The 22,951-nt window shown below is 40.7% G+C and carries 19 protein-coding genes, 4 tRNA genes and 1 pseudogene; 1 reads left to right on the plus strand and 23 read right to left on the minus strand.

Annotated features, from left to right (window positions below; translation table 11 throughout):
- Window positions 1–229: 229 nt before the first annotated feature.
- From FNZ24_RS19250 to FNZ24_RS19270, 5 genes and pseudogenes are all read right to left on the minus strand, one after another.
- Window positions 230–823, minus strand: a pseudogene (locus FNZ24_RS19250) (arginine N-succinyltransferase); the annotation flags it as partial.
- Window positions 824–932: 109 nt separating this feature from the next.
- Window positions 933–2,150, minus strand: coding sequence for an aspartate aminotransferase family protein (locus FNZ24_RS19255; RefSeq protein ID WP_102529213.1), 1,218 nt, complete (start codon window positions 2,148–2,150; stop codon window positions 933–935).
- A 336-nt stretch (window positions 2,151–2,486) separates the two neighbouring features.
- Entirely contained in the window at window positions 2,487–3,629 is a 1,143-nt protein-coding gene (locus FNZ24_RS19260; RefSeq protein ID WP_153916429.1) for an HDOD domain-containing protein, read from the minus strand.
- Window positions 3,630–3,802: 173 nt separating this feature from the next.
- Window positions 3,803–6,286 (minus strand): S9 family peptidase, encoded by a 2,484-nt coding sequence (locus FNZ24_RS19265; protein WP_153916430.1) that lies wholly within the window; start codon window positions 6,284–6,286, stop codon window positions 3,803–3,805.
- Between the two features lie 143 nt (window positions 6,287–6,429).
- Window positions 6,430–7,002: an anthranilate synthase component II gene (locus FNZ24_RS19270; protein ID WP_153916431.1), complete on the minus strand. Its 573-nt coding sequence runs from the start codon at window positions 7,000–7,002 to the stop codon at window positions 6,430–6,432.
- A 249-nt stretch (window positions 7,003–7,251) separates the two neighbouring features.
- On the opposite strand from FNZ24_RS19270, the gene FNZ24_RS19275 reads away from it, so the two are divergent.
- Window positions 7,252–8,565: a hypothetical protein gene (locus FNZ24_RS19275; protein ID WP_153916432.1), complete on the plus strand. Its 1,314-nt coding sequence runs from the start codon at window positions 7,252–7,254 to the stop codon at window positions 8,563–8,565.
- Window positions 8,566–8,686: 121 nt separating this feature from the next.
- On the opposite strand, the gene FNZ24_RS19280 is transcribed toward FNZ24_RS19275, so the two are convergent.
- From FNZ24_RS19280 to FNZ24_RS19365, 18 genes are all read right to left on the minus strand, one after another.
- Window positions 8,687–9,160 carry a ClpXP protease specificity-enhancing factor gene (locus FNZ24_RS19280; RefSeq protein ID WP_153916433.1) on the minus strand — a complete coding sequence of 158 codons (474 nt, stop codon included), beginning with the start codon at window positions 9,158–9,160 and terminating at the stop codon, window positions 8,687–8,689.
- On the minus strand, window positions 9,160–9,789 hold the full coding sequence (gene sspA / locus FNZ24_RS19285) for a stringent starvation protein SspA (protein ID WP_153916434.1): 630 nt from the start codon (window positions 9,787–9,789) through the stop codon (window positions 9,160–9,162). The genes FNZ24_RS19280 and sspA overlap by 1 nt, the downstream gene beginning before the upstream one ends.
- A gap of 96 nt (window positions 9,790–9,885) precedes the next feature.
- Window positions 9,886–10,629, minus strand: a complete 744-nt coding sequence (locus FNZ24_RS19290; RefSeq protein WP_153916435.1) for a cytochrome c1 — start codon at window positions 10,627–10,629, stop codon at window positions 9,886–9,888.
- Entirely contained in the window at window positions 10,629–11,843 is a 1,215-nt protein-coding gene (locus FNZ24_RS19295; RefSeq protein WP_153916436.1) for a cytochrome b, read from the minus strand. The genes FNZ24_RS19290 and FNZ24_RS19295 overlap by 1 nt, the downstream gene beginning before the upstream one ends.
- Window positions 11,843–12,433 carry a ubiquinol-cytochrome c reductase iron-sulfur subunit gene (gene petA / locus FNZ24_RS19300; RefSeq protein WP_153916437.1) on the minus strand — a complete coding sequence of 197 codons (591 nt, stop codon included), beginning with the start codon at window positions 12,431–12,433 and terminating at the stop codon, window positions 11,843–11,845. The genes FNZ24_RS19295 and petA overlap by 1 nt, the downstream gene beginning before the upstream one ends.
- A 398-nt stretch (window positions 12,434–12,831) precedes the next feature.
- Complete coding sequence (hflC, locus tag FNZ24_RS19305; RefSeq protein WP_153916438.1) at window positions 12,832–13,722, minus strand: protease modulator HflC; 891 nt, start codon at window positions 13,720–13,722, stop codon at window positions 12,832–12,834.
- A 3-nt stretch (window positions 13,723–13,725) separates the two neighbouring features.
- On the minus strand, window positions 13,726–14,883 hold the full coding sequence (hflK, locus tag FNZ24_RS19310) for an FtsH protease activity modulator HflK (RefSeq protein WP_153916439.1): 1,158 nt from the start codon (window positions 14,881–14,883) through the stop codon (window positions 13,726–13,728).
- A 33-nt stretch (window positions 14,884–14,916) separates the two neighbouring features.
- Window positions 14,917–16,236 carry a ribosome rescue GTPase HflX gene (gene hflX / locus FNZ24_RS19315; protein ID WP_153916440.1) on the minus strand — a complete coding sequence of 440 codons (1,320 nt, stop codon included), beginning with the start codon at window positions 16,234–16,236 and terminating at the stop codon, window positions 14,917–14,919.
- 19 nt (window positions 16,237–16,255) lie between these two features.
- Complete coding sequence (hfq, locus tag FNZ24_RS19320) at window positions 16,256–16,516, minus strand: RNA chaperone Hfq (RefSeq protein WP_153916441.1); 261 nt, start codon at window positions 16,514–16,516, stop codon at window positions 16,256–16,258.
- An 89-nt stretch (window positions 16,517–16,605) separates the two neighbouring features.
- Window positions 16,606–17,532 (minus strand): tRNA (adenosine(37)-N6)-dimethylallyltransferase MiaA, encoded by a 927-nt coding sequence (miaA, locus tag FNZ24_RS19325; RefSeq protein ID WP_153916442.1) that lies wholly within the window; start codon window positions 17,530–17,532, stop codon window positions 16,606–16,608.
- Window position 17,533: 1 nt separating this feature from the next.
- Complete coding sequence (gene mutL / locus FNZ24_RS19330) at window positions 17,534–19,498, minus strand: DNA mismatch repair endonuclease MutL (protein ID WP_153916443.1); 1,965 nt, start codon at window positions 19,496–19,498, stop codon at window positions 17,534–17,536.
- A 3-nt stretch (window positions 19,499–19,501) separates the two neighbouring features.
- The gene (locus tag FNZ24_RS19335) at window positions 19,502–20,809 is read right to left on the minus strand and encodes an N-acetylmuramoyl-L-alanine amidase (RefSeq protein WP_153916444.1); all 1,308 of its coding nucleotides are present in this window, start codon (window positions 20,807–20,809) and stop codon (window positions 19,502–19,504) included.
- An 18-nt stretch (window positions 20,810–20,827) separates the two neighbouring features.
- Window positions 20,828–21,286 (minus strand): tRNA (adenosine(37)-N6)-threonylcarbamoyltransferase complex ATPase subunit type 1 TsaE, encoded by a 459-nt coding sequence (gene tsaE, locus FNZ24_RS19340; RefSeq protein WP_153916445.1) that lies wholly within the window; start codon window positions 21,284–21,286, stop codon window positions 20,828–20,830.
- A gap of 172 nt (window positions 21,287–21,458) precedes the next feature.
- Entirely contained in the window at window positions 21,459–21,914 is a 456-nt protein-coding gene (locus FNZ24_RS19345; protein ID WP_153916446.1) for a hypothetical protein, read from the minus strand.
- A gap of 522 nt (window positions 21,915–22,436) precedes the next feature.
- Window positions 22,437–22,512: transfer RNA gene (locus FNZ24_RS19350), tRNA-Gly, on the minus strand.
- 23 nt (window positions 22,513–22,535) lie between these two features.
- Window positions 22,536–22,611, minus strand: a tRNA-Gly gene (locus tag FNZ24_RS19355).
- Window positions 22,612–22,635: 24 nt separating this feature from the next.
- Window positions 22,636–22,711 (minus strand) — tRNA-Gly (locus FNZ24_RS19360).
- 28 nt (window positions 22,712–22,739) lie between these two features.
- Window positions 22,740–22,815 (minus strand) — tRNA-Gly (locus FNZ24_RS19365).
- Window positions 22,816–22,951 lie beyond the last annotated feature (136 nt).

Raw genomic sequence — 22,951 nt, forward strand, 5'->3', positions numbered from 1 at the left:
CTATCAACAAACGCAGTTTGTTGATAGCTTCGGTCTTATTTTTATTGTAAAGAGTAAAAATGCTAACGCTTCCGATGGTGCATCTGAAGTAAATGGATTTACTAATGTCACGATGGCATGGTTGCCAAGGAGTGACCATGCACCGCGAAAGCTAGCCTGACGTCCTCAATTCAAATTGAGTCTTTTAGATTTGTATCTTTTTGCTCTTTATGCCGTCGCGAATTCAGYCAAGACCTGATAAATAATCAGCTTCAACAAAGTCGATACCGAGGAAATGATCTTGTAACCATTCATAAAAAGGCGAATCGCCCTTCTCATCACTTACACCGCGCATTTCTGCAATAACAGTGCTGCCAAAACGTTGTGCATGCTGCGCTAAAAATAAAAAGCGAGAACGTGACAACATACGGCCGTTATAGCCACGGCGATAATCTTTGTTCAAAAATAAAGTGCACAATTCTGCTGCGCCAGTGTAGTCATGACACAAAGTCAGGGTTTCAACTTCATTACGAACTGAGATTTGATTTGAATGATAAACTTCAGTACCTAAACGGTAATGATAAAAGGCATCTTCCATTCCAACAGCTGCTTCGATACCACAGGTACCGACCACTTCATTGGTTTTCAGATCTTCAAGCACCATCAAATAACCTTCATCAAAAGGTTTTTCAACTTGCTTGGAAAAAGAGGCTTCTGCACGAGCGATTTTCGATCGCAGTAGCTCTTCATTGACAGGCAGGGAAGTAAATCCATGACCTGATTCAACAGCTACTTTGTATAGAGCATCGTAATCACTGGCGCGAATTGGTCGAATGATTAGCATCAAACTCTCCTAAATAACACCAAAAAAGCAAAGCCGATAGATTAAAAGCTTCACTTGATTGGTTACCCAAACAAAAAAGCGCAACCCAAGGGCTGCGCAATCTTATCTATTAACCTGCTACTACTTTAGCTACTGCACGTTCAAAACGCGCTAAACCTTCAGCAATATCAGCTTCTGGGATCACAAGAGAAGGAGCAAAACGCACTACGTTCGCACCTGCAATCAGACTCATTAAACCTTCTGCAACTGATGCAACAAGGAAGTCACGGCTGCGACCTGCATATTGTTCGTTAAGCACTGCACCCAATAACATACCTTGACCACGTACTTCTTCAAATACATTGTATTTTGCATTAATGGCCGCTAAGCCGTCACGGAATAACTGTTCACGATGTTTAACACCGTTAAGAACTTCAGGGGTGTTCACCACATCCATTACTGCGTTACCGATAGCACAAGCTAGTGGGTTACCGCCGTATGTAGAGCCGTGAGTACCAATTTTTAAGTGTGCCGCAATTTTAGCTGTGGTTAGCATTGCTGCAATTGGGAAACCACCGCCCAATGCTTTAGCACTGGTTAAGATATCAGGCACAATATCAGTACCCATGTAAGCAAATAGCTCACCAGTACGACCAACACCTGTTTGTACTTCATCAAAAATAACTAAAGCATCATGTTTATCAGCTAATGCGCGAACCGCTTTTAAGAACTCAGGGTCGCCATTGATAATGCCGCCTTCGCCTTGTAGAGGCTCAAGCATAATGGCACAAGTGTTATCAGAGATAACCGCTTCTAAGGCAGCAATATCATTGAATGGTACGTGAGTAACACTTTGCGGCTTAGGACCGAAACCGTCAGAGTAAGCCGCTTGGCCACCAACAGTAACAGTGAAGAAAGTACGGCCGTGGAAGGCTTTATCAAATGCAATGATTTGATCTTTTTGCGGACCGTGGTTTTCAAGAGCGTAACGACGAGCAAGCTTTAACGCTGCTTCGTTGGCTTCAGCGCCAGAGTTGGCAAAATAAACACGCTCAGCAAAAGTGGCATTAACTAGCTTAGTTGCTAATTCTAAAGCAGGCTCGTTAGTCATCACATTTGAAAGATGCCAAAGTTTCTCACCTTGCTCTTTAAGCGCGCCAACTAAAGCTGGGTGACAATGACCTAAACAGTTCACTGCAATACCACCAGCAAAGTCAATAAACTCGTTACCTTGTTGATCCCATACTCGGCTACCTTCACCGCGAACAGGGATTACTGCTGCAGGCGCATAATTAGGCACCATGACTTCATCAAATTGGGCACGTGTTAAGTTCATTTCAACGCTCATTACTTTTCGTCCTTTGGTTAATAAGTGATTTTTAAATCACTCTAGTCCGCTGTCTATATTGATTTTGGTTTAGTATCGCAGCGGTTGCTTGTCTAACTTGAAGGACATTATTAGCTAAATTGTGATCAAAATACCAGTTTTTAGCTGTTAACTATTCATTACTGAAATGATTAGTGAATAAAGAGTGATAAAAATGCGCATACAAAGTGCTTATTTTGCTAATTCTAAGCATAATTAGTCATAAAAAAAGTTATTTGAGCTTAATTCACTTAGCTATTCACCAAAAGTGCATAACTACACAGGCAAATTAAGCTTAAGACTGCTCAATAACCGTGATTAAACTAGGTCGAGTTTGCGATAATTTTGTGCTTTTAGCCTGATAAGTTCTTGCTCTGTAAATTCATAATAATCAAACATGACACGCTTTTCTTGTGGCTCGATAAGGCGGGATTCTTCAAGTAATAACACTTTAGCAAAACAGCTTGCTTTAGCGACTATGGCACTTTCAGGCGAGAACTCGCTGAAATGATAGTTAAAGTCTAGCTCTTTTAGCAATTTAGTAAGCTTACTGTTTTCAAACTCCAGTAAATCTAACATTTGCCAGTTAAGCTGCTCACCATGAGACATCACTTTGGCAAACACTTCACTAGCTGGAAATTCCGATGCCATCACCGCATCATAAAGGTGCTTATCCCCTTTAGCACTGGTTTCTCGAAGCCAAGTGCCCCATGTTTTCTCAAACTGTCTCGCGCTGGCATTTAAAATCGTTGCACTACCCAGCTGTTTCATTAATGAAGCGCTATAGACCAATGCCACATCTTTTTCGTGTAAAACAGCTAAAGCTTTAGCAGCAATAGCCGTCATCATGCTGTATCGCCATAACTTTCTCGTCGTCCACACGAGATTTGCATTGCCAGCAGGCAACCAATTACGTAGGCAAAAATAAGGCACCACAGCTTGTAGGTTTTCAATACCGATATAATTCAACACCAGTTTGATATCAGTTACCTTAACTTCGGAGCGCTGAGGCCTTCTATGGCTCGAGGCAGGACTATTAATTAAGTTAACTAAATCGGTATACAACCAAGAGATATTTTCAACTAAAGGACGGATACGGCGCAGATCTGGGTCTTTGTTCAGTAATAAGTCGAGCAGCAATACTTGTGATTCAACTAAGCCTGATTGTTCAAGCATTTGTTTGGGCGAGCTTAATTGATGCTCTAAGCCATTCATGACCGTAACGCTTAATTGCTCTGAAATCCGCTTAAGGGCATTTTGCGCTTTAGCTTGCTCTTCCATCCGCGCTTTAATGGCTTGGCGTTCGACTTCCAATTTATTGGCCAAATCCTCAAGCTGTTTATCACGATCGTCAAATTGCTGGGTCAGTTTTTCTTTCCCTACGATAAGTTGCTTATATAACCTATTTTCAACTTCAATGACCTTTCCTGGTCTAACTCCACCCGCTACCGACACTGCCACAACTGCTAACCTTAACTCTGATACATATATTGATGATAATAAATGATATCGGCCAAATTATGTAACAATTGATAGTAATTATCTAAAAACCGCCCAATAAAAAAGGCTTCCAGTGGAAGCCTTTTTATCTATTAATAACTTCATACCTTTATGAAACTATCATTTAGCAGACGTTATTTAAGTTCTTGCTCAAACAACTTATAAATACGACGATACTCATCTAACCAACTTGATGGCTGTCTAAACCCATGCGGTTCCACTGGGTAAATCGCCGTTTCAAACATTGGCTTTTCAAGCTCAATTAAACGCTGCACTAAACGAACGCTATCTTGGAAAAACACGTTATCATCTAATACACCACTCATGATCAATAAAGGCTTTTGTAATCCTTGAGCATGTTCAATAGGCGAACTACGCTCGTAAGCAATAGGATCCACATCAGGCGTATTCAGAATGTTTGACGTATATGGGGCGTTATAGTGAGCCCAGTCGGTAACAGGTCTTAATGCTGCACCAGCTTGGAATAGCTCAGGTTCATTGAATAAAGCCATAAACGTTAAGAAGCCACCGTAAGAGCCACCGTATGTCCCGACCTTAGCTGCATCAACATTAGCGTTCTTCGCCATCCAATTTACACCATCTTTTAAATCTTCAACTTCAGGATGGCCCATGTTGCGGTAAACCGCGGTGCGCCAATCACGGCCATAGCCTTTAGAACCTCGATAATCCATGTCCATTACAACATAGCCTTGTTGCGTTAACAGGTTATGGAACATGAACTCGCGGAAGTATCCTGAAAAACCATTATGGGCATTTTGTAAGTAGCCAGCGCCATGGTTAAAAATTACCGCTGGGTATTTATCAGCATTCGCAGCATTGTACCCTTGAGGTAAGTAAACTCTTGCGTAAATATCTTTCGCACCATGACTTGAAGGTACTTTGACGACTTGTGGCGCCTGCCAAGCATAATTGCTAAATGCTTTGCTGGTGTATTGAGTTAATTGCTTAAGTTCGCCACCAATAGGTTGAACATATAGCTCATTTGGATTAATGGCCTTAGAAGCTGTTAGTAGAAGCGATTTAGCATCTGGGCTTAATTGGTAGTCTAAGGTACCCGTCCATTGCGTAAGCTGCTCAGTTTTGCCTGTAGCCACTTCAACTCGGTATACATTGTAAGTACCAGGATGATCTTTATTGGCACGGTAATATAGGTGGTTTGCATCCGGCGACAGTGTTACCTGGTCAACAACAAACTCACCATTGGTTAATGCTGTCGTTTTGCCAGCAGACTTCAGATATAGCTGAGAATAACCAGATTCTTCTGATAGATAATAGAACTTGTCAGTACCCGTTACCCAGCCAAATTGATTGAACGTGTAATTAATCCAAGCGTCATCATGTAAACGGTGCTCAGTGGTTAGTTTGCCACTGTTAAGATCGACACTGGCGATCCAGCGATCTTTATTATCAACAGCTTCCATCATCACTAATAGTTTATTATCAGTGTCATGCCAGCGCATTGCACTTTGATTCCAGCCCCAGTCTTGCATTAACTGAATAGCGCGCGGTTCAGTCTTACTTTTGTAACTCTCTCCTTGAGCTTTAGCATTCTCTGCTTTAACTGAAGCGAGTACATCTTCATCAAAGCCCGTTAAACCTTCAATAGTGATGTCTTTTTTAACATGGTCAACAAGGTCTAGTAGCACTAACCTCTCACCTGGGTTACTGTCTTCTGCAACTCTTGCTCTAGCAGGTACGGCATCAACATAGCCATCTTTACCAAGGTAGTTCGGCATAATGTCGTGCTCTGCACGCCAGCTATAGTTTTTGTCTGATAACGACACGACTAAGTAACGTCCGTCTGCAGATAAGCTCATTTCACTGACTTTTTCACTGTCACCTAAGTACCACGTTTTGGCAGCAAAAGTTGGGTCTTGCGCAGCCAACTCATCAGCGTACTCAGCACGAGTTTTACTCTTATCATGTTGCAAAGCCACATACGCAATCAAACGGTGCTGTTGCTTAGCAATATATGATTCTGGATCTTGAACACCTTTTGGTGCTTTCGCCATTTGTATATCAGCTAACTGCTCTGTCATGCCAGTGTCTAAGTGCAATTTAAATACACTATTACCTTGCATGTAAGCGATATCACCAGACGTTAAAAATTTAACGTTGTCGACAGCATTGTTTTGACGAGTTAACTGCTTTATTTCGCCGCTAGCAAGCTGTTTAACGAAAATATTACCTTGATAGATATAGGCTTTTTGAGATTTATCAGCGTTAAAAACACCATGCTTTTGATCCGCTAAATGTAACTGGTTCAGCTTAAGAATGGTCGCTTGAGATTGATTAATATCTTGATGATATATGTCAGCAATAGGGGATTGATGCTCTTGGCGACTGAAATAAACTGACTGGCTATCGTCTGACCAATATGCATTTTTCGCTAACAGTCCCATCCAATCAGGGTTAGCCATAATTTGGTTGAGAGTCAGTGGTTGCTCTGCCTGCGGAGGCATAGCTAAAGGTACAATTACACTGCTAGATTGGTTAGATACAGTTGAAGCGTCATTGTTGCTTGCAGTAGCGCTGCAACCCGAAATAATTGCGAGAGAAAGCGCACTCAGTGCGGCATTTCGCAGTAGCCTGGTCATATTAAATCCCTTGTCATCAAAGATGAATGATATATTCTCGCCTAAAAGTTAAAAACATCTGGCAAGTGCTTTTATTATTGGCCTTTTATATCACAAAAAATGACAATATTTGTGGGGATTTATCGTTTAAGTTGTAACAGAAGTTAGCATCTAGTCAGAAAGTTATTTAATAGCTCATGACCTTGCTCAGTCAAAATGGCTTCTGGGTGAAATTGAACACCATATATAGGCAGGGATTTATGACTCATCGCCATAATCTCTCGGCCATGGATTGGATCATCAAACCAAGCATCTAATTGAAAATCTTCAGGCAAAAACTCCACTAATAAAGAATGATAACGGGTCACTGTCAGTGGTTGGTTTAACTGTAAAAATAAGCCTGTTTCTCTATGGTTAATAGCACTGGTTTTACCATGCATAACCCTTTTGGCTTTGATGACCTTAGCACCAAAAACCTGAGCAATCGCTTGATGACCTAAACACACGCCTAATAATGGTATTTTTCCAGCAAAGTGAGCTATTGCCTCTAAAGAAATACCGGACTCGTCTGGAGAACAAGGACCAGGAGAAATAATGAGATGGCTAGGGTTGAGCGCTTCTATTTCGCTGATAGTAATCTGATCATTTCGCTTAACCAAGATCTCAAAACCTAAGTGCTGAAAATATTGCACTAAGTTAAAAGTAAATGAATCATAGTTATCAATCATTAACAGCATTAAACGTCCCAACACCTATATTGCTATATTTAAGTTCAATCGAGCACACACGATTGCGCTAGCTTCAATCCTTCAATATAGACGAGCAGTTATGCAACAGCTATCGATGACGAGCTAGAAGTCGCGGATGATAGCATAGCTTGTTAGCTCGCTTAAGTTTTTAGCACTCAGGGAGAATTAATCAGCTGTAACGATAAATTGCTGAGTTATAATAACGACCTATTTTTATCCTGCTCCTAGGTTTTAACCATGCACAGTCACAAGACAACAATCGACAATACTAGCCTATATTTTATAGGGGATGTTTACGGCCGATTAGACAAATTAAATGACCTATTAGTAGAAATTGATTTTGATATCAATGATCCAGAATCTAGCATTCAATTTGTTAAGCTGGTGTTTTGTGGCAATTTAATCGCCGCCAATCCCGGTGAGAACATAGAACATATTGCTTTACTGACTCTAATTAAAGAAATGGTCGATAAAGGCTTTGCTTATTGTTTACTAGGTAGCAATGAGTTTGAAGTAATAGGTTGGAGTAAGCACCACCCCATTACTGACAAGCCCTACTTGCCTGAAATTATGATTGATAACCCAAATGAACTGAGTCAGCAAAGACCTATATTTATACAGGAGTTTGACCAAGGGGACGAACAGCTATTTAAATGGGTAGATTGGTTTATGGCTCTGCCTATTTATTTAGACTTTGAGCATATTCGGGCTATTCACGCTTGCTGGGATAATAATGTTATCAACCAACTCAATCCTTATCTGTCTATAAAAGAGCTTGAAGAGCATGATAACGCCCAATCCGTATCAAGCAAATCACAAGCAAACGCTGTTCATAATGTCAGTTTGATCGCCCCTAATAGCTTGTCTCAACAATTTTGGCCTGCAACATTTGATACTAGTCACCCATTATCATCCTTGATGGCCAACTGTTTGAATTATCCCAATTTACAACTAACTGACACTCATCCACATCAACAATTGTCAGTACCAGTGGTAATCGGTCATTATCCTCAAGACAGTTTTCCAGATATTCAAAATGAGCATTTAGTCTGTGTAAATTACAATGCAGGAACTGAAGATTATCCTTTAGTGAGTTTTGCTTGGCATCAAGGTAGAAAGAAATCTATTGAAGTGGATTGTGCAGAAAATGCCAAATTAAGCTTAGGGGAATTTTGTTTTATTGATCAACCATCTGCTGATGAGCATATAGCAGATGGCGTCGAAAGCTTATTTGAAGGACTCATTAAACTGTTACCTGAGCCTACAATCGATCAATCTTCATTTGAACAGTTAACATCAACGGTAATTCATTGTGTTTGTTTTGATTGGGATCCATTAGGGCTTAATCAAACGGTGCACAGTCGTCACCCATACGCTGCTTTGATAGAACCGATTACATTATTGGCACTATCCCAAGACTCTGAGCAGCTATCAGCTTACCTTGCTGTTATTGCACGTTATCAATTAGAGACTGAAAGTGACAATCTAGAAAATCATTGCCTGAAAATCGCTTTTAAACTCACACGGCTGGCAAAGACTTACCTCGACTGATAAGTCGGCCCAAACTTTAGATACTAATTACTATTTTCTAACTACTAATTGCTAGGTAATAAAAAACCAGTCATTTTTAAATGACTGGTTTTTTTATGAATCAGGCTTTAACACTACATCGTTATTTAACGACAGTTAAATGTGCACGCCCTTTTGGCTTGTCAGAAGGGCTACTAGGCTTTTCTTCTGTGACTTCAGTATTCTCTGTTGTTTCAACTGCTGAGAAAGAACGCGGCGCTGGAGTCAAATCTTCCGATTCTTCTTCAGGCATGTAAGCATCTTCCATATCAAACACTGTACCAGCTCCATTCTCGCGCGCATAAATCGCAACGATTGCAGCCATAGGTAAAACAACTTGCTGAGGTACACCACCAAATCGAGCATTAAACTCGACAAATTCATTGGTCATTTGTAAATTGCCCACTGCACCACCAGCAATATTAAGCACGATTTGGCCGTCCTTAACAAACTCTTGAGGTACTTGAGTGCCTTTTACAAATGCATCCACAACAACATGTGGGGTAAAGTGATTATCCATCAACCACTCGTAGTAAGCCCGCAACAAATATGGACGGTTAGGTGTAATCGCTTTCATTACATACCCATGCGCATTTCGCGCTCAACCTCAGTTAACGATGCTTTAAATGATTCACGCTCAAAAATGCGTGTCATGTAAGCATGGATATCTTTAGATGTACGAACATCTAAGTTGATACCTAACTCAGGCAGACGCCATAATAATGGGCCTAAGTAGCAATCAGCTAAGCCAAACTCTTCACTCATGAAGAAAGGCATTTCAGCAAATACTGGCGCTAAAGCAACTAAGCTTTCAGTCAGTTCTTTACGAGCCGCGTCAGCTTTATCACCTTTACGAATACGATCGACTAGTACATACCAGTCAGTATCAATACGGTGCATCATTAGACGGCTTTGGCCACGAGCAACCGGATATACAGGCATCAATGGAGGATGAGGAAAACGCTCATCTAAATATTCCATTATAATACGAGATTCATACAGAACTAATTCACGATCAACTAGAGTCGGTACTGAGTTGTATGGATTAACATCCAATAACTCTTGAGGTCTCTCACTAGGTTCTACCTGCAATACATCAACAGTTACACCTTTTTCAGCCAAGACGATACGTACTTGGTGGCTATATAAATCATCGGCACCAGAAAAAAGTGTCATGATAGAGCGTTTGTTGGCAGCTACAGCCATTGTTACCCTCCAGAAAAACGGAAAAAACAAAACAAACGAGGGGCAAAGCCCCTCGTTTAAAGTATGCGAATAATGTATTTTACCCGTTATTCGTGTCTAGTGCACATCTTTCCAGTATTCTTTCTTCAACAAATAAGCAACGATGAAGAAAATAAACAAGAATCCGAGTACCCACCAGCCTAAAGCTTCGCGTTCTAATTTCACAGGATCTGCAGAATATACAAGGAAACCAGTGATATCACGAACTGCTTGGTCATACTCTTCTACACTCATAGTACCACCAGTTGCAGGCTCAAGACCGACTATCTTAGATACTTCAACACCATTTTCTTCTACGGTTTCGTAGATAGGTTTTGAAACACCTTGAAGATCTTCAAGTACATGCGGCATGCCTACTAGTGGAAATACCGTGTTGTTCACTCCGAATGGACGGCTTTCATCTTTATAAAAACCTTTCAGATAAGAGTAAACCCAGTCTTGACCACGAACACGTGCAACCAAAGTTAAATCAGGAGCTGCTCCACCAAACCACTTTGCAGCATCTGCAGGTGGAATTGCGTTTTCCATTAGCTCGCCAATTTTAGCGTCAGTGAACATGTACTTTTGACGCATATCGTCTACTGAAATACCTAAGTCTTCAGCCACACGACCATAACGTTGGTATTGTGTACTGTGACAACCAGAACAGTATTGTTGGAATAAACCAAGTCCACGCTCTAATGATTCATTGTCATGCAGATCGATTGCTTGCTCAGGATATTTTACAAATTCATTGTTGCCACCTGCCGCTATCGCTAGCGCTGGTAACAATGTAACTAATGCAATTAATAACTTTTTCATTAGTGCGTCACCCTCGTAGGAACCGGTTTTGTCTTTTCATTTTTACTGTAAACCCACAGCGCAACGAAGAAGCCAAAATAAGTAAGTGTAAAGATACGCGCTGCAATAGTTAACGTTGGTGTTGCAGGCACAGCACCTAAGTAACCCAGGATTAAGAAAGACACAGTAAATTGTGCAATGTTAATCTTATGGATCAAACCACGGTAACGGATAGACTTCACTTTACAGCGATCTAACCAAGGTAGAATGAACAGCACTCCAATCGCAAGACCCATACCCACTACACCTAATAGCTTGTCAGGAATCGCACGTAAAATTGCGTAGAACGGAGTGAAATACCAAACCGGAGCAATATGTTCTGGAGTCTTCATTGGGTTAGCCGCTTCGAAATTTGGCTTCTCAAGGAAGTAACCACCACCTTCAGGCATAAAGAACAATACGTAGCAGAACACGATTAAGAAACCGGCCACACCCATAATGTCTTTCACTGTGTAATAAGGGTGGAAAGGAATAGCGTCAACTGGCCATCCGTTTTCATCTTTATTCTTCTTAACTTCAACACCATCTGGGTTATTTGAACCCACTTCGTGTAATGCAATTAAGTGAAGGAAAACAAGTACAACAAGCACAAGTGGTAACGCAATAACATGCAGTGCAAAGAAGCGGTTTAACGTAGCACCAGAAACAACATAGTCACCACGGATCCACAATGTTAAGTCATCACCAATAAACGGTATTGCACCAAACAAAGAGATAATTACCTGTGCGCCCCAGTAAGACATTTGTCCCCAAGGAAGCAAGTAACCCATAAATGCTTCTGCCATTAGTACTAGGAAAATCAACATACCGAATAACCAAAGTAATTCTCTTGGCTTTTGGTAAGAACCGTAGATAAGACCACGGAACATGTGCAGATAAACCACCACAAAGAACGCCGAGGCTCCCGTGGAGTGCATATAGCGGAGTAACCAACCGTATTCAACATCACGCATGATGTATTCAACTGAAGCAAATGCACCTTCAGCCGTTGGTACGTAATTCATGGTTAGCCAAATACCGGTCAGTAATTGGTTAACTAAAACAAGTAGTGCTAATGAACCAAAGAAATACCAGAAGTTGAAGTTCTTTGGAGTTGGATATTGACCAACGTGACGATTATAAGTCGCCGTCATTGGGATGCGAGCATCAATCCAATCAACAATATTCTTAACCATTATGCAGCTCCTGTGTCTACACCGATGAGTACCGTGCCGTCATCAACATATTGATGTGGTGGTACAACAAGGTTTAATGGCGCTGGAACACCTTGGAATACACGACCAGCCATATCAAATTTAGAACCATGACATGGGCAGAAGAATCCAGCCGAAACACCTTTGACTTGCTCACCGAATGAATCAGGTAAATAAGTTGGTGAACAACCTAGGTGAGTACAAATACCTACAGCAATGAAAAACTCAGGCTTAATTGAACGCGCAGGGTTAGCTGCATATTCAGGCTGTTGTAATTCTTCAGAAGCAGGATCGCGTAATTGCCCATCCAATTCAGGCAATTGTTCTAAAATTGCATCTGTACGACGTACAACCCATACAGGTTTGCCACGCCATTCAACACGAATTAATTGACCTGGTTCTACTTTACTAATATTAACTTCAACCGGTGCACCTGCAGCTTTCGCTTTAGCGCTCGGATTCCATGACTTGATAAAAGGCACCGCTACAGCGACGGCACCAGCTCCACCAACTACGGCGGTTGCGGCTGTCAGGAATCTGCGGCGTCCGGTATCGACTGGCGCATTGCTCATCCACTTATCTCCCAGAGGGTGTTGGAATTCTTATATTTTAATAACTTAGCAACATTAGAATCACTAATCGCTAAATCTATACTTTGAGGCGGGGCTCATTATAGCGAAAAATTAGAACCAGATCATAGTAAAACACACAACTAAGTTGCGGGAATTGTATGTTTTTTTTAAGAAGTACAAAAAACAACCAAGCATTTTGATACTTTTGAGGGAATATAGATAGAATTGATATTTATAACTTACTGTAAATTAATAAAATTTAATGAAGTTCTTTGCTTCTAAATTAGTCATAGCTGATTAATTAAGCCAAAGTGCAAAAAATTCAATTTGTTTATATAAAAAATCTCAGACATAAAAAAACCCGGTAATAACCGGGTTTTTTTGAAGTAAATTAGAATTTACTTACCGTCAATTGACTTCATGTACTTGAAGAAATCACTATCTGGCTCTAATACCATCACGTCACTGTTACCAGCAAAACTTTCTTTGTAGGCTTCTAAGCTACGTAAAAAACCATAAAACTCAGGATCTTTGTTGAATGCATCTGCATAAATTTTAGCAGATAATGCATCACCTTCACCTCGAACAGTTAGGGCTTTACGTTCAGCTTCTGCAACTTTTACCGTCACATCAGCATCTATCGTTGCACGAATGATTTCAGATTGCTCTTTACCTTGTGCACGATGCTCTTTAGCAACAGCTTGACGCTCTGCACGCATACGCTGGAAAATACTGCTACTCACGTTCGCTGGTAAATTGATTTGCTTAACACGAACGTCAACCACTTCAATACCTAAATCCTGTGAGCTTTCAGCTGCATTTTCTAATGCATCATTTTGCAACTCATCACGTTTACCAGAAACAATTTCTTTAATGGTGCGACGACCAAACTCAGTACGTAAATCATTGTTGATTTTACGTTGTAGTAAGTCTTCAGCAGTCACGATGTTACCGCCACCTGTTGCAAGGTAGAAAGTTTCAAAGTCATTAATACGCCATTTAACGTATGAATCAACCATCAAATCCTTCTTTTCAGAAGTCACAAAACGGTCCGCAGCGCCATCTAGAGTTTGGATACGCGCATCAAGGTATTTAACCTTATCGATAGCTGGTATTTTAAAATGAATCCCAGGTGCAAGCACACGAGTAACGGCTTCGCCATTGACATCATCTTTTAAAATTTCACCAAAACGAGAAACAATGGCACGTTCGCCTTCGTTTACTACCATTAGAGATGAAAAACCAATCCCTAAAAGGATGACTAAAATTATCAGTCCAAATCTACCCATGAGTTAGTCCCTCCCTTGGCGAGAACGAGCTTCGCGAGTTTGGCGGCCATCAAGCGGCATTGAAGAACCAAACGAATTATTTGAAGGGGTATTGATGTGCGTTTCCGCTACAGGCTCAACCACTTTACGCTTAGTTTGATTATCCATCATTTTATCTAAAGGCAGATACATTAAGTTACCGTTGTTCTTGGTATCAATCAGTACCTTATTCGTGTCAGCCATGACTTCTTGCATTGCATCTAAATAAAGACGCTTACGAGTCACCTCTGGTGCCATTTCGTACTCAGGTAATAACTGTTCGAATCGAGCAACCTTACCTTGAGCTTCTAACACTTCACGCTGTTTATAAGCATTAGCATCTTGAGCCATACGCTCTACTTGACCACGCGCTTTAGGTTCAATTTCACGCGCATAAGCTTCAGCTTCACGAATGAAACGTTGCTCATCCTCTTGTGCAGAAATCGCATCATCAAAAGCATCTTTTACTTCTTCAGGCGGACGCGCTGGCAAGAAGTTGACGTCTTGAATTGATAAACCTAATTGGTATGGTTCAAGAATACGTTCTAGTTCAGACCAAGTATCACGACGAATTGCATCACGACCAGTGGTCAGAATGTCATCCATAGTGTTGTGGCCAATCACATAACGTAAAGCACTATCTGTCGCTTCTCTTAAACTTGCATTAGCATCAACAGCGCTGAATAAATACAAATAAGCATCATCTACGCGGTATTGAACATCTAACTCAACTTTAACTAAGTTTTCATCAGATGTTAGCATGCTGCCAGAAGATGGAATTGATCGAACTGCTTTGATGTTCACAGGGAAAACTTCATCAACAAATGTTGCTTTCCAATGTAAACCAGGTCCAACTTCGCCTGAATGCTGCCCGAAGCGTAAGGTGACCCCACGCTCAGCTTCTTTAATGGTATAAAACCCTGAAGCGCCCCAAACCAACAAACCAATAACTAAAACAACAATAATGCTGGTTGAGTTAAATGAAGGGCTTGACGATCCACCTGAACCACCTTTACCACCGCCAAAGCGCTTTGAAAGATTACGAAATACTTCGTCTAGATCTGGTGGGCCTTTATCGTTACCGTTTTTGTTTCCCCAAGGGTCTTTATCTTTTCCCTTGTTACCGGGCTCATTCCAAGCCATTTAGCACTCCATAAGTGGATGAAATAAATGTTATTAGCAAGTAACGTCTACTTCTGAATCTTCAAGTGAAGACTCATCAATAAACGTCTCTAATTCGCCTTGACTCTGTTTTGTTAATCGGCGCCAATTAGCTTCCGATAAACGAACAGACAAAATACAGTTCCCCAGATCGTCATACTCTTTCTGCTGTATCGCGTCCAGTCCATAAAACTGACCAAGATAATGCCCAGCCGTCGCTGGTATTTTCAATGTTTGCTCTACAATAACTTCACCGATTAACTCGTTGATCGCCTGTAGAAGCAATTCAAATCCAATTTGCTTTTGTGCAGATACCCAAACTCGTTCAGGCATCCCCTCATCGTCGTAATCGATGCGAGGTACAAAGTCTTCCAATAAGTCGATTTTATTACAAACGACCAGTTGAGGAATAGTATCTGCGTCAATTTCTTCAAGAACATTTTGAACTTGCTCGAAATTTTCTGTCATATTCTCATCTGCACAGTCAACAGCGTGCAATAACAAGTCAGCTTGACGAGTTTCTTGCAATGTAGCTTTGAAGGCTGCGACTAAGTCGTGAGGTAAATGACGAATAAACCCAACAGTATCCGCTAAAATAACGGCACCATCAGGTAAATTTAGTTTACGCAAAGTCGGATCCAGTGTGGCGAACAACTGATCCGCTGCATAGACTTCTGAAGCGGTTAACGCATTAAACAGCGTAGACTTACCCGCATTGGTGTAACCCACCAATGAAACAGTCGATAAATCACTGCGTTTACGCGAACGGCGACTCTGTTCACGCTGCTTATCTACTTTTTCGAGTCGACGATTAATGCTTTTAATCCGTCCACGCAGTAGACGCCTATCGGTTTCGAGCTGGGTTTCCCCTGGGCCTCGCATACCAATACCGCCTTTCTGCCTCTCCAAGTGAGTCCAACCACGAATAAGGCGAGTCGACATGTGGCGCAATTGCGCTAGCTCCACTTGCAACTTACCTTCGTGCGTTCTCGCTCGTTGAGCAAAAATATCTAAAATCAGTGCTGTCCGATCTAACACTCGACATTCACAAATTTGTTCTAAGTTTCTTTCTTGTGCAGGGCTTAGTGCATGATTAAAAATCACCACGTTGGCTTCAGTAGCAGCCACCATTGCGGCTAACTCTTCAACTTTACCTGTTCCTACAAAAAACTTTCGATCAGGTGAGCGTCGACTTCCGGTAATAACACCAACAGAGCGAGCACCTGCTGATTCAACTAATAATTGTAACTCAGTTATGTCTTCTCTTCGGTCGTCATCAGAAAAGTCAATGTGTACAAGAACTGCGGTTTCACCCGCTTCATAGCGATCAAACAAGTAGCAAACTCCTTAAATATTATTCTGATGCAGGCGCTTCATCATGCTGTGTATGAGTACTTTGTGCCGCAACATTAAATGGGCGTGCTGGTACTACAGTCGAAATAGCATGTTTGTAAACCATTTGGCTTACTGTATTTTTCAACAAAATAACGAATTGGTCGAATGACTCAACTTGTCCTTGTAACTTAATACCGTTCACTAAATAGATTGAAACTGGTACACGTTCACGACGCAGTGCGTTCAAAAATGGGTCTTGTAAAGATTGCCCCTTAGCCATTTCGATTTCCTTTTTTTTATTTTCAAAACAAATTTTTTGAATAATGTTTTATTGTTTAGTTTGAGTATTATACAGCAACGGCGAATAATCTAGCTCGAATGTCGTATAAGTGTAACTAAATTCCCTTCGGCTCCACTTTCAAGCCAATTTAAATCTGGCCAGCTTCTCAACCATGTTAATTGACGTTTTGCTAATTGCCTAGTAGCAGCAGTGGCTTTTTCTACCAAAGTATCATGATCAAATTCTTCATCTAGGTATTGCCAACACTGCCTATAACCTACACAGCGCATAGACGGCATATCTAAATGCAAATCACCTCGGTCTTTTAATCGCTGAACCTCTTCGATAAAACCTTGTTCCATCATGAGTTTAAATCTTTTTGCGATTAATTCATGTAATACTTTTCTATCAAGTGGTGCAATAGCAAATTGGACTACATCGTAAGGTAATGCTTCTGACTTAGTTGCTGTTAACTCAGTCATTGTCTTACCTGTTATTCTAAAAACTTCTAAAGCACGAGATAAACGTTGCGGGTCATTAGGGTGAATACGCTCACCAGCAACAGGGTCAACCTCACAAAGTTGTTGATGCAAAGCATCCCACCCCTGCACTTCAGCCTCTTGTAAAATCTCAGCTCTGACCTTTTCATCGGCAGCTGGGAGAGGCGATAAACCTTCAAGTAATGCTTTAAAGTACATCATAGTTCCACCCACTAACAATGGGGTTTTACCACGAGCAATTATCTGTTCTATTTCATTTAACGCATCACGTCTGAAATCGGCCGCCGAATAACTTTCACTCGGATCCAAAATATCAATTAAGCGATGCGGAGCTAATGCTAACTCATCAGCATTAGGTTTAGCTGAACCAATGTCCATTTGACGATAAATTAACGCAGAATCAACTGAAATAATTTCACAGTTATGGTTTTGCGCCATTTCGATGGCTAAAGCGGTTTTACCCGAAGCGGTAGGCCCCATTAAAAACAATACTTTAGGTTGCTTAATTTGGTTCACGTTAATTCTCTTTTAACCAAGTTTTCCACGGTAACGACTTTGCTTGAGACTCAAGGCTCAATTTCTGTTCGCTATCTAATTGACTGTATTTAAACCAAACTTCGGCAGCAGCTGAGAATGATTGCTTTTGATGCTTTGCAATCCACAATGACAATGCTTCATCCGAAGGGGTTTCTAATTTAATCCAGTTCAATAATTCTGGAATTAATACCGCTAACTGGCTATCCCTCAGATATGGGGGCACATTCTTAATTATCAACTGTTGGTAGCGAATAGATAAGGTTAAACCTAGTCTACGTAGCAATAAATCTCGCTCTTCAAGCAACTCTTTCCAATCTACGTCTGCTTGAATTGACACAGGCATCAGTAAAGGTTGGCCAACCAAACCTGTTTTTATTTTTGATAAAATATCATTTTTATCAATAATAACTGACGCTTGCGAAATATCGAGCAATAGTAACTGACTGTCCTTTGCGATAACCCAGTACTGTCCATCTAATAAAGGCGGCATTGTGGTTTCCGCTGTAACATTAACTTCATTAACTTGTGTTAATGAAGCATTATCATTATTAGTTTGCAGTAATTGACCATAATTGGCTATTGCGGTTGGTGTTACCTCTGCAGAATCGATAGCTCTGGAATTTCCCCCATGAGAACCACCATATTGATGCCCTTGTGCAGGCACAGACATATTACCAAATCGATTGCTGCTAACTTCTCTTGGTTGATACTCTCTATCAGTATCAGTGTGATTAGCACCGATTTGATTTAGATACTGCCCGGCTTGGGCCCCTTCTGCAGGGTAAAAATTACCCGTACTTGTTTGAATATGAGTTTGGGCTTGCAGCTCTTCCTGCTCAGAAGAAGCAGAAGATCCACTTGGGCTATCTGAGGGATGTGAGAAGTGCGAGGAATGCGGGGCGTGGCCACCAGAAACATTCTCGTGATATCCAGCAGGCTCAATGGCTAACTCAGAAATTTGCTCTAAAACTGACTGCAGGGCTTGTAATATAAAGTCATGAACCAGTCTGCTTTGATGAAATCTCACTTCATGCTTTGCTGGATGAACATTGACATCCACTTGATGCGGGTCGATTTCAAGCATCAATACATAACCTGGCTGGTGCTGAATATTAAAACGTCCGAAAGCTTGTTTGACAGCGTGATTCACCAAGCGATCACGAACCAAACGCCCATTGACATAAAAGTAGCAGCTATCGGTGACTTGAGTATCACTTGGCGACTGTAAATACCCAGATAATGTCAGACCATCATGTTCACAAGCCAGATTTAAAGCATGTTCAGCAAAACCACGGCCACAAATTTGCCCAAGACGTTGCTTGTACTGAATTTCAGTATTAGCAGGACGATATTGGCGAATCAACTTGCCATTGTGCGTTAGCGTAAAATGGACATCTGTTCTTGCAATAGCAATACGTTTAAGCCACTCATCAATATGAGTAAACTCAGTTTTATCACTCTTTAAAAAACGTCTTCTTGCCGGGGTATTAAAAAATAAATCAACAACTTCAATTGTCGACCCTTTGGGGTGAGCAGCCGGAGTTATCTTGACATCCATTTGTGAGCCAGCAGCATTCGCTTGCCAAGCTTCAGTTTGCTCAGTAGGCTTTGAAGTTAAACTTAGGCGCGCAACAGAGCTAATACTCGCTAACGCTTCACCACGAAAACCAAAACTGAGAATAGCTTCTAAGTCATCTAATGAGTGAACTTTGGAGGTTGCATGACGTGACAATGCCAGAGCAAGCTCTTCTTTCGCAATACCTTTACCATTATCACGGATTCGGATGAGTTTACTGCCGCCCTTATCAATTTCAATATCGACACGGGTCGCTCCCGCATCTAGACTATTTTCAACCAATTCTTTGACAACGGATGCAGGTCTTTCAACAACTTCACCAGCCGCAATTTGGTTAGCAAGTTGCGGCGGTAGAATTTGAATCGCCATAGTTTATGCCCTCGGAATGACCAGTTTTTGGCCTATTCGTAATACATCGGACTTTAAGTTATTACTTTTCTTGATGCTGGCTACACTGACTTTATAACGCTGAGCAAGCACAGATAATGATTCGCCGCTTCTTACCGTATGCTTCACATTACTTTGCTTTGCAAATGCGGTACCTGCAGGCGGGTTGGCTTCAAAATAGTTCACCACCCCTTTGTGAATCGCATTGGCTAATTTCTGTTGGTGATTGCCATTTAATAACAGTTTTTCTTCTTTAGGATTAGAAATAAATCCGGTTTCAATCAAAATTGAAGGAATGTCAGTTGATTTCAATACCGCAAAACTTGCTGATTCAGGTTTATTCTTATGCAGTTTAGTCACTTTACCTAAGCCAGATAAAATATCAGTCGCGATACTATGGCTTTCAGCCATTGAATGATCCATAGACATATCAATCAAGGTCATCACAAGATACTGTTCACTGTCAGTGTTTTGAATAATGTCGCCCACTCCGCCTAACAGTTCTGAGTGTTTTTCTTTATCTTCAAACACACGACCAATTTCAGTATTCGCACGGCGTTTAGACAATACCCAAACTGAAGCACCTTTAGGATGCGGTGTGGTAAATGCGTCTGCATGAATAGATAATAATAAATCCGCACGACTATTGCGCGCAAGCTCAGAACGTTGATTCAAGTTAACAAAGTAGTCACCACTTCGGGTCATTACCGCTTTCATACCCGGAGTTTCATTAATCTTACGTTCAAGTCTTTTTGAAATCGCTAATACGACTTTTTTCTCAAACGTCCCTTTAGGACCAATAGAACCAGGATCTTCACCCCCATGACCAGCGTCAATGGCAACAATCACATCTGTGGAACGTTTACTCGTTTGCACCACTTGTTTTTTTGCTGCTGGTTGGTTAGCAGAATTATCTAGGTCGACCACTAATCGATTGCCATAAGGTGCTGTAGGCGTCAAAGAAAACAGGCTGGCTTTTACCGGAGATGCTAATTCTAAAACCAAACGTAAAGTGCCTTTTTTAGGCGGAGAGCTGAGTCGAACTTTATTAATCAATTTGCTATTTTTAGCTAAACTATCAAACTTAACTTTTGTTGATGCATTTTTAAGGTCAATCACTAAACGCTGAGGATTTGATAATGAAAAATAGCTGTAGTCAGGGGCTTTAGATAAGTCTAAAACCACACGCGTCGAGTTAGGTGCGTCCCAAATTCGAACACTATCTAATTTATTTGCCGCTTCAACTGTGTATGAAAGGCCGAGTAAAAATACAAAAGCAAAAAATCGAGTCATTTTTTTATTAGGTCATTATTATTGTAATTTATCTACGATGAGCTGACCTGCTGGTGTCAGCCCACTTATTTCTACTTGTCTTTGCTCACCTTGATAGCTCAAATGGATTGCAAGATCTGCTTCAGGTATCAAACCATGCCCTCTATCAGGCCATTCAATAATACTGATGCTTTTTTCAGTAAAGTAATCACGAATGCCCATATACTCGAGCTCTTCAGGGTCAAGTAAACGGTATAAATCAAAATGGTACACTTCCATATCTTTCAATTCGTAAGGTTCAACAAGGGTATAGGTTGGGCTTTTAACGTTCCCTTGGTGCCCTAAACTTTGGATCAAACCTCGGCTTAAGGTTGTTTTACCAGCGCCTAAATCTCCTGATAGATAGATAACCAGAGGAGCTGAAACCCATAGCGACAGCATCCCGCCTAATTCTATTGTTGCTTGCTCGTCTTGAAGATTTTTTGTTATAGAAGTCATGTTAACTTACCAGCACTTGAGGGATTAATCATATAAAAAGTGCAACTTTACAGAGATAAATAGGGTCATCTGCAATATTACTCGATTTAAGCAGCAGAAAAAAATAGAGTCAGCTTAATAGCTGACTCTATTTGAAAATATTAACATAAAATCGAAATGGGCAAAATATCTGTTAAATATCTTCCATTCTTAATGCGCTATGCACCAGTCTTTTTTGTTGAGTCCGCTCAACCCTTACCAAGTCTAATAATGCGTCTTTAATCTCTGTAACAGCAGTGCTATTTGCAGTCTTTTCTATCAGCCCAATCAACCGGTTTTCTAAATCAAGATGCAGTTCAAGTACATCATCTTCAGTCATATTGGCAGCTAAAGTTGACTCATCACAGCGCTTTTTAAAATCTTCAAAAGTGATGTCTTTGTACCAAGTGTCCAGCATCCGCGTTGGCGCTTCATCAATATAATCTTCGATACTGTCATGCACATGTTGTTGATGTTGTTGTAAATACTCCAACATCATCTTTACTCGAGTCGAATCAGCATTGCGCTGTAATCGGCTATAGAGTTGTTTCATGTCTAAACGTGACTTAGCAATAAACTCAAGTAACTCACTTAGTTGTTGGATACGTATCATAAACACTCCACCAGTATCTGCATTCTCATGCAGCTAATAAATTAGTTTGTAAAAGCTTGTATTTATTATGGTTGAAAAATCACAAGGAATATTTGAGCAAGCTCATATTTTACATATAAAAGACAGGTAAATTAGCAAATGTGAAATAAACAGCCTTTAAATCTGCTAAAACCAGCTTATGTGCTCATTAAATCTACAGAGAATTGAAAGCGATAATATTTTCAACATAGTAATTCGAACTGGTGGTCTATTACCCGTCAAGATATAGAAGATTTTACTATTTAGGAGGTTTGGAGCGATCTTATGTTTTCAAAAGAGTGGCTCGAACTAATGGCATATCCATAAAAGATATAGTTGATTTACTATTTGAGAAGTTTGGAGCGACCTAATATTTTCAACAAGAGTGGTTCGAAATAATGACCTATACCTTGGCAAAATAAAGGTATCACTATGCTAAAAAACGCAACTGAGCTAATTGTTAATTTGAAAGTTTACTTGAGATAGAACAAAGAGGAAGTTTGGAGCGACATATCAGGTTCGAACTGATGACCTATACCTTGGCAAGGTATCGCTCTACCAACTGAGCTAATGTCGCCTTACAAAACTTGGTATTGAAATTGGAGCGACATATCAGGTTCGAACTGATGACCTATACCTTGGCAAGGTATCGCTCTACCAACTGAGCTAATGTCGCATCTATATTTCAATTTTTAAAAATTGGAGCGACATATCAGGTTCGAACTGATGACCTATACCTTGGCAAGGTATCGCTCTACCAACTGAGCTAATGTCGCATCTTAATCAATTTTTAGTTTGAAGATTTGGAGCGACATATCAGGTTCGAACTGATGACCTATACCTTGGCAAGGTATCGCTCTACCAACTGAGCTAATGTCGCAAATCTTCAAATTACAACTTCAAATAGCAAGTGGCTCGCTGTAAAAAGTTGAGGCCGCATTATATGTAATATTCACTACACTGCAACCCCTAATTCAAAAAAAAGATTTGATTGCTTAAATTTTAAGATCGGAAGA

The organism is Shewanella sp. TC10 (assembly GCF_009663145.1).
Lineage (GTDB): Bacteria > Pseudomonadota > Gammaproteobacteria > Enterobacterales > Shewanellaceae > Shewanella.